The 7,461-nt window shown below is 43.3% G+C and carries 7 protein-coding genes and 1 pseudogene; 1 reads left to right on the top strand and 7 read right to left on the bottom strand.

What is annotated here, in order from left to right:
• A partial coding sequence (locus tag FD12_RS13325) for a hypothetical protein (RefSeq protein WP_056983453.1) occupies window positions 1-352 on the bottom strand: 352 nt, incomplete at its 3' end.
• 135 nt (window positions 353-487) lie between these two features.
• A complete protein-coding gene (locus FD12_RS13320; RefSeq protein ID WP_054748440.1) occupies window positions 488-1,120 on the bottom strand; it encodes a uracil-DNA glycosylase in 633 nt (210 codons plus the stop codon).
• Window positions 1,121-1,367: 247 nt separating this feature from the next.
• On the opposite strand from FD12_RS13320, the gene FD12_RS13315 reads away from it, so the two are divergent.
• Window positions 1,368-2,312 (top strand): GRP family sugar transporter, encoded by a 945-nt coding sequence (locus FD12_RS13315; protein WP_056983452.1) that lies wholly within the window; start codon window positions 1,368-1,370, stop codon window positions 2,310-2,312.
• A 212-nt stretch (window positions 2,313-2,524) separates the two neighbouring features.
• On the opposite strand, the gene FD12_RS13310 is transcribed toward FD12_RS13315, so the two are convergent.
• The 5 genes and pseudogenes from FD12_RS13310 to FD12_RS13290 all read right to left on the bottom strand — a co-directional run bounded on the left by FD12_RS13310 (window position 2,525) and on the right by FD12_RS13290 (window position 7,195).
• The gene (locus FD12_RS13310) at window positions 2,525-3,469 is read right to left on the bottom strand and encodes a hypothetical protein (protein ID WP_054748438.1); all 945 of its coding nucleotides are present in this window, start codon (window positions 3,467-3,469) and stop codon (window positions 2,525-2,527) included.
• A 15-nt stretch (window positions 3,470-3,484) separates the two neighbouring features.
• The gene (locus FD12_RS13305) at window positions 3,485-4,060 is read right to left on the bottom strand and encodes a hypothetical protein (protein ID WP_056983451.1); all 576 of its coding nucleotides are present in this window, start codon (window positions 4,058-4,060) and stop codon (window positions 3,485-3,487) included.
• A gap of 20 nt (window positions 4,061-4,080) precedes the next feature.
• The gene (locus tag FD12_RS13300; protein WP_054748434.1) at window positions 4,081-4,467 is read right to left on the bottom strand and encodes a hypothetical protein; all 387 of its coding nucleotides are present in this window, start codon (window positions 4,465-4,467) and stop codon (window positions 4,081-4,083) included.
• A 171-nt stretch (window positions 4,468-4,638) separates the two neighbouring features.
• Complete coding sequence (locus FD12_RS13295) at window positions 4,639-6,258, bottom strand: peptide ABC transporter substrate-binding protein (RefSeq protein ID WP_054748432.1); 1,620 nt, start codon at window positions 6,256-6,258, stop codon at window positions 4,639-4,641.
• A gap of 33 nt (window positions 6,259-6,291) precedes the next feature.
• Window positions 6,292-7,195: pseudogene (locus tag FD12_RS13290) on the bottom strand (proline iminopeptidase-family hydrolase).
• Between the last annotated feature and the right edge of the window lie 266 nt (window positions 7,196-7,461).

Raw genomic sequence — 7,461 nt, 5'->3', positions numbered from 1 at the left:
TCCTTTTTTGCAAAAGTATACCAAAACTCAATTTAGATCTCAAACAGTTTCTTAGGCTGCTGGAAACCACCGTGATTTTTTTGATTTGCTTATTTTTCACTTCAATCGGGTGGCCGGACACAATTGTTCCCTTTGGAATCGTGATCCACCGACTTTGAAACATGTGGGCAGTTGGATTATCGACCCCAATCCAAGTCTTGATCGGTTTCTTTGTTTTAAAGTAATATTCGGTTAATTGGGCATCTTTTGGTGGGCAAACTTCTTTTTTGGCATACGTTTGGCTTGGAAATAGTACAAGTAAGAAAGCTGTCGCTAACAGCATCAGAATAAGTCGGCTTGATTTCAAATTCATGGGTTATCCTCTCCTCGGCAATACGAAGATCATTGAGCTATTCAATAGTGGCCAGCAACACACAAAAGTCCGTTGTTCGACCCTTCATCTGAATTGTACAGCGTTATAGCTTTAAATTACTAGCCATTTGTTTTTTTATATCTCATTAAGAATAATTTGTTTCAATTTGCGCGAATCTTCATCGACAATTGTCTGCATATTCTTAAATCGCTTTGAATATGACGGATGATAAAGTGGAAAAATTTTGCGCTTCGCAGTCGTGAGTTTAAATGAGTTTGAAGCTTGGTCAAATTGTTGAATAGGTCGCTCCAAAAGTTGACCATGCAGCTCGCCAATCTTGGCGTGATTCCCCAACAGCCGCTGCAGGCTGGCATTGCCCATCGGAACCAACAGGATGCCGGGAAATTGGGCCAGCTCCCAGTCAAACATCGGTGCTGACTTTTTCACTTCCGTTTGGTTAGGCCGCCGATCCCGTTTGCGGCCGGTTTTGCCAATCGAAAATGGGCGAGAATTCACGACTCCTGTGATGTAAATATCTTCCCGTGTTAAGCCAAGAGAGGCCAGCCAACGGTCGAGTTCCTTACCAGCGGGTCCCATGAATGGGCGACCCTGTTTGACCTCCTGATCGCCAGGAGCTTCTCCAAGCAATAAAATTCGGGGATGCAGTCCGCCTTCGCTGGGAACGAAACCCTCTAACCGCGGATTTTCCGCGGCGATGAGTTTGGCATTTTTGATCCAATCGGGGGTTAAAATTGTATGAAGAACCATGGTGTGAGCTCCTTTCACTTTGTCATTTCAATTATTAGTATAGACCAAATTTAAAAATAATGGTAAAAATTTTCATCTTCACTTATTGGCCATAATCGGCGCAAAATCAAGGATCATTGTCTCAGATAATTTTGATTTTACCTTTTTTTGATCCAGGTTCGTTTTTAAAAACGCTTTCGTCTGTGATATAATCTCACCTGTTATTTTATTTTTGAGGGAAAATCTGAAATGAATATGGAGAAAAGTCATGAGTATTTTATTAGCATTAATTCCACCCCTCGCATGGGGAGCTACTGGAATCATCGGTACGAAAATGGGCGGATCTGCTGCTCAACAAACCTTCGGGGAATCCTGTGGCGCTTTGCTACTGGGAATTGGTGTCTACCTGTTCTTTGTGATGCCCAATGGTGTTGAAGTCACTGGCCGAATTTGGCTGGTTGGTCTGTTTTCCGGCTTATTCTGGTCAGTCGGAACCGCCGGCCAATTTATTGCCTATAAAAAGATGGGCGTCTCGGCGGCCTTCCCACTCTCGACGGCTGGGCAAATCATTGCCAACGCCCTTCTCGCAGCTGCAATTCTCAACGAATGGATCACCATTAAGATGTGGATATTCGGAGTACTTTCGATCGCCTTGGTCACTCTTGGCGCATTGCTAATTGCAGCCCGTTCCAAGGCTGAGAAAAAAATTACCAAAAAGCGGCCAGTCTCGTACGGCGAAGGGATTGCCGCAATCTTAGCTTCAACGGCTGGTTTTGCCCTGTATTTTATTTTTCCAAACATGTTATTCAAGTTCGGTTTTATTAGCCCGGCCATCCATAACGCCAACAACGGCATCAATTACATGACGGCGATCGTGACCCCACAGGCAGTTGGCCAAGTTGTCGGTTCATTTTTAATCGGCTTCTTCTTCCTTCAGGAGCGCAAACTATTAACGAAGCCAGCAGCCAAGAACATCGTCACGGGAATCGATTGGGCGATCGGAAATTTGTTTATGTTTATCTCCGCCGCCAACCCATCAATCGGCCAAGCCACGGCTGCCACTCTTTCCCAGTTGGGAATCATTGTCGGCACCTTTGGTGGGATTTACATCCTTCATGAACACAAGACCGGCGATCAAATGGTCAAGATTGTGCTGGGAACTATTTTGGTGATTGTGGGAAGTATTTTGATTACTAATTTGAAGGTTATTTAGAAAACTTTCTTAGCATAAAAGAAAGGCTGGACATATATTGATTTTCCATCAGTAACCATCGGCTTTGATTGCCGCAACTATTCGGTAAGAAAGCTGTGACAAATAGTTGACCCTTGCCATTTAGCAAAAGCGGCGATGCATTCCAAAATCCGAATGCATCACCGCTTTTGTCTAAATTTTGAGATTAAAACACTATTCTCCCAGTTTTTTGACTACAATGCGTATGCCGATGGAGATGATGCTTTGTACGACATATTTGACCTACCTAAGCCTGCAAGCAAACCATAAAGATAGTCTTCAGAAAATTCGCCCAGATCCCAGGGGTCACCGTTAGCGTCATTATGCCTTGTTTGGTAATGGTTATATTGGCTTTGTGACCAAGTTGAAATTTCTTTTAACTTGCTGGCATATCGGTCGGCACCTTTTAAGGACTTCATTTCCTGCTTAAATCGTGGCCGGAAATGATGATAAATCTTGTAAAGATCGGCAGCTTGCCAAGTTGGATAAAAGTCCTCATCATCGGTTTCGATTGATGCATCAGGAATGGCATTTTCAATATCAGAGATTGTTTGTTCATTGTTCAGTGCCGCCATCAGCTTCTTCATATTTTTGGGCGTCATCCGACCAGACATGTCGCTATCAGTATAACCAGTATATGCAGTCCCCAAATGGATCTTGGAAAAGATTGGCAAAATCTGTTTTTGAGCGCTTTCGGGCATTGTGCTTACTAATTCTCTGAGATAAGCAAGGTCACGTTTAGGCTGAGCCTGACTTCTTCGATGATAAAGCTGTCCTTTCTTAATCCAACCGCCTAACGGTTTATAACCAGTTAACCCAGCATTTTGGTCAAGTTGTGGTATCGACGTCCCAATATAATAATAAACCACCTTTTTCCCATTAGGTTGACGAATGAGCGACTTCTGTTGAGTCTCAAACCAAGTAGCCTTCTGACGGTACTTGTGCGAAACAAAGCCAGAAAACGACTTTTTGTAAATTTCACCCTTCACGTGATATTGCTGCGGGCTGAAATAATAATTTTTAACGACTTTATATTTATTGTCAGCACTCACTGATGTCGTCGTGGCAACCACCGAAACAAGAATCGCAGTCATGATTGAAACCAATATGAGCACCCGTTTTAATATGGAATTTTTCATTAGACAGCCCCTCGTTTAATCCGGTAACTTTTCATAAAAATTGTCTGAAAACGAAACTCGACCATTCTTCATCACAACAGCGTTTCCTTCTGGGTTCCCTTTCGGTGCCTCATCCATAACATTCCACCAATATCCAAACGAAAGCAGCGCATTGTGATACTTACTTGGGTTCTTACCAAAGTAAGAAACATTCATGAAAATTGCGTCAGTAGCATCGTTGGTCATCCCTTTAACTGGAGTTGTCTGCTCATTAGCGTAAGATTTACCATAATACCCCATCACACGATTAAATGTGATCGTGCCTTTATAGTTTTTTCGCAGCAACTTAGCCGTCTTGGAATTAATCACAGATACCTTGGTATAAAATTTTGACCGTTTTTGATAATGTTTCTTATATTTGCTAGTGTTCTTAAGTTGATAAACGACCGAAACAATTTTACTGCCCTTCTTGTGAACGGTAACCGTAGCGTTATCGCGATGATCACGGTATGTCTTTGTACTAGCATTAGCGGTTGTTGAAGTAAAAAATAAGATAATCGCTAGTGTACTTAAGACTGCTATAGCTGCTCTTCGTAGTTTATTGTTTTCCATGTGAAATTCCCCCAATTATTTTACTTTCGATAATAAAGAGTATCAGTAGTTCCTTGCCAAACATGAATGGCCGAACCATTCACTTTTACAGTAAAACGATCCTTCTCCTTGCCAGCAAAACCAGTTAGTTTATAAGTCGTCCCGCTACTCTTCTTGTACTTAACATTCTTCCAGTATTCAGAAGACCCATAATCCGCCGCACTTTTATCATTGTTCCACGCTTTAATCTTTGTGGCTGTAAATTTCCAGTTATACCATTGGGACTTTCCATACCCTCGCCAAGTATGTCTCAATATTTTTGGCGTGCCACTATGCCAGCTGGCAGCATTGGCCGGAGTGACCGCTGTAACGCCCAAGCCGATTCCCACCGATAGCAATGCAACTGCAATTACTTTGTTTCCCCTCATAATTGATCCCTCCAATAAATGTAAATTGCTAACTATATTATCAACAGTTAACGATTTAATTATACAGCTTCCAAATATTACCAACACAATCATTTCACAGTTTGTTAAATTATTTCATGAAAAAAGAAGCCATCTCTGACTTCTCGTTTAAATTTCACTCCAATTAACTATCTAATCACTCAAATAAGCCCGCGTGTAATCATCCTCCCCAACTGGATGACGCAAAACGCCTTTCAAATTCGGATTAACCAAGTGGCTTTCAACCATTTGATACAGCGGGACAACCGGCATCGTGGTGTTCAAGCGCTCTTGGAGATTGCGCATGTTTTGCCAGTACTGTTTTGGATCCGCAGCATGAGAACTGCTTGCTTCCTGGTATTGTTTATCGAAGTAACTATCTTTATATTTCCCGTAGTCCTGAGGGTTACTGCTCTGCAAAATTCCCATGAAACTGATTGGATCAGCAAAATCAGCTAACCAGAATATCTGCTCCATGTCGAAGGTTCCGTTAGCTTCAGCCGATTGTTGGCCCTTCGTTGGCAAACTCTTAACAGCAACGTCTGCTCCCGGCAATGATTTCTTAACGGAAGCCTGAACAAATTGGGCAACGTTCTTCGTGATGGTTTGATCATCGCCAACGACATCCATCTTAACGGTTCCTTTTTGACCAGATTCCTTAACCCCCTCTGCCCACAACTTCTTGGCTTTGGCAACATCGTAGGTATCGGCTGGCTTGGTTTCTGTCGCAAAATCTTTGCCAGTTGTTGGATCCTTGGTTAAGTCGCGTGATGTATAGGTGTAAGCTGGTTCAGATCCGTCCGCAAGAACATCCTTGGTTAATTGTTCCCGATTCAAAACGAGGCTCAGGGCTTGGCGCATCTTTTGATTGGTCAATGGTCGGCCCTTTCGTAAATTCAATCGCAGATAATAGGTGCCCGCTTTTCGTTCATGAATTAAGTCCTTGTTCTTCTGAAGGCTCTTGGCGGTTACCCCGGTAATCGTCGCATCATCCAGTTTCTTTTGGTCAAATAGTTCATGAGCCGTATTGGCATCCTTGACCACACTATATTTCAATTCATTCAAGTGAATGGCTTTTTGATCGTAATAATACTTATTGCGCTTTAACGTCCAGTTATCATTGGTCCCATTCCAGCCGGTAACCTTAAACGGACCGTTGTAATACATATATTTCGATTGCGTGCCGTATTTAGAGCCAAATTTCTTTAATGCCGTTGGATTCTCGGGGAAGAAGGCTGGCAACACCATCATCTTGTTGAAATAAGGCATTGGGTGATCCAGCTTAACCTGGAAGGTATGTTTGTTTAAAGCATAGGCACCAAGGGTCTTAGGTGACTTTTTATTTGCTGTAATCGCGTCAGCATTTTTAATTCCAGAGAATATGTAATTGTATCCAGATTTAGAAGTTGGGGATACCGATCGCCGCCAGGCAGTCACAAAATCCTGGGCAGTCAACGGATCACCATTGCTCCATTTGGCATTTTTACGAAGATGGAACGTATAGGTTAACCCATGATCCGTGGGCTTAACCACGGAAGTTGCCGAAGCCGGCGCCGGTTCATTTTCTTTGTTAGCCCGATATAGGCCTTCCATACTGTTTTCCAACGTATTCCAAGTTGTGAAATCCGCATGCTCCGACGTATCCAGCGACAGGAGTTCCGACGTCTGCATGAGTGAGACTGAATTTCGTTTGGAACTGGAAGTTTTACTGCCACAAGCAGCTAGTAACACCGTTGAGGCGCCAACCATCAAAGTTAATAATAATTTTCTCATCTGTAATCCCTCCAACCATCAATTTTTGAATCATTAATCTTTAAAGTTTCCGGTTTCAACATCCGTGAGGAATTCTCCAAGGGTGCTGAAAAACGCCGTCGGATTGTCGATACTATGACAATGCCCGCCATCTGGGGTAAGTACCAACCGGGAGTGGGGAATCTCTTTGTGCATCCGTTGGGCGGTCGCTAGAGGCATAGTGTCGTGATCCCCAAATGTTAGTAGTGTTGGTACGGTGATGTTATGAATATCAGCTCGGCGATCCCACCCATTCAGGGTGCCAACCATCACAAACTCGTTGTTTCCCTGAAAAATGGTTATACACCGGGGTTGCCATTGTCTCGACTAAATGCCGTGGCGCTCGCTCCGGATGGCGATTGACATAGATCTTATAAAGTTGGGCAACCAATTCTTGATACTTCGGATCATCAAACCGCTCGTGTTCTTCAACATCTTTCATGTAATCAACTTCAAACTTGGAGAATGTTTTCTCGCGAAGCTGATTAATGTGAACCGTGTACTCCTCAATGTTATCGATCATGCTCATAACGACAACGCCTTTGAGATGGTCACCGTATTTCAAGGCATATTCCTGAGCTAACAAGCCGCCCCAAGAATGACCCAACAAGTAAAAGTTGTCTAGGCCAAGTTTCTGGCGAACCTCTTCTAATTCCGACAAGTAATAATCAAGGGTCAAATACTTTTGATTCTCCGGCTTGGTAAAGTCGGGTTGATCGGAATAAAACGACCCCAGCTGATCGTACATTGAAACTTGGACACCATATTTAGCAAGTCGTTCACCAAAGTTTTCAAACTCCTCGTGATTACTCCCCGGCCCGCCATGGACACAGAGCAACTTCACATCCCCTTCACCAACTGTTCTTGTAAATAAGTGGAATCCATTATCCAACGTTAAAATCCGACTACCTTCATGCATCTAACTGCCATCTCCTTTGATCTTGACAAGAAAAAAGCGCCCTCTCAGAGAAATAAGTCTCTGAAAGGGCGCTCAACGCACTGTACCACCTTTGTTTGCTAAAAAAGCCTCACACAAACGGCAATCCCGAATTGCTGGAATTGCGATTTGCCGCATTTGTAACGGTTGCGTACCGATGGTTACCTACTTAGTTCAGCCCATAGCTCAAAAGTGATTTTCGTCCACGAATTGTTGTCCCTGCTTTCACTCATCCAGGTTCGCTACCC

Origin of the sequence: Lentilactobacillus rapi DSM 19907 = JCM 15042 (assembly GCF_001436255.1) — a bacterium.
Classification (GTDB): Bacteria; Bacillota; Bacilli; order Lactobacillales; family Lactobacillaceae; genus Lentilactobacillus; species Lentilactobacillus rapi.
The sequence above is the reverse complement of the archived record's forward strand: the minus strand, read 5'-3'. Positions and strand labels throughout refer to the sequence as shown.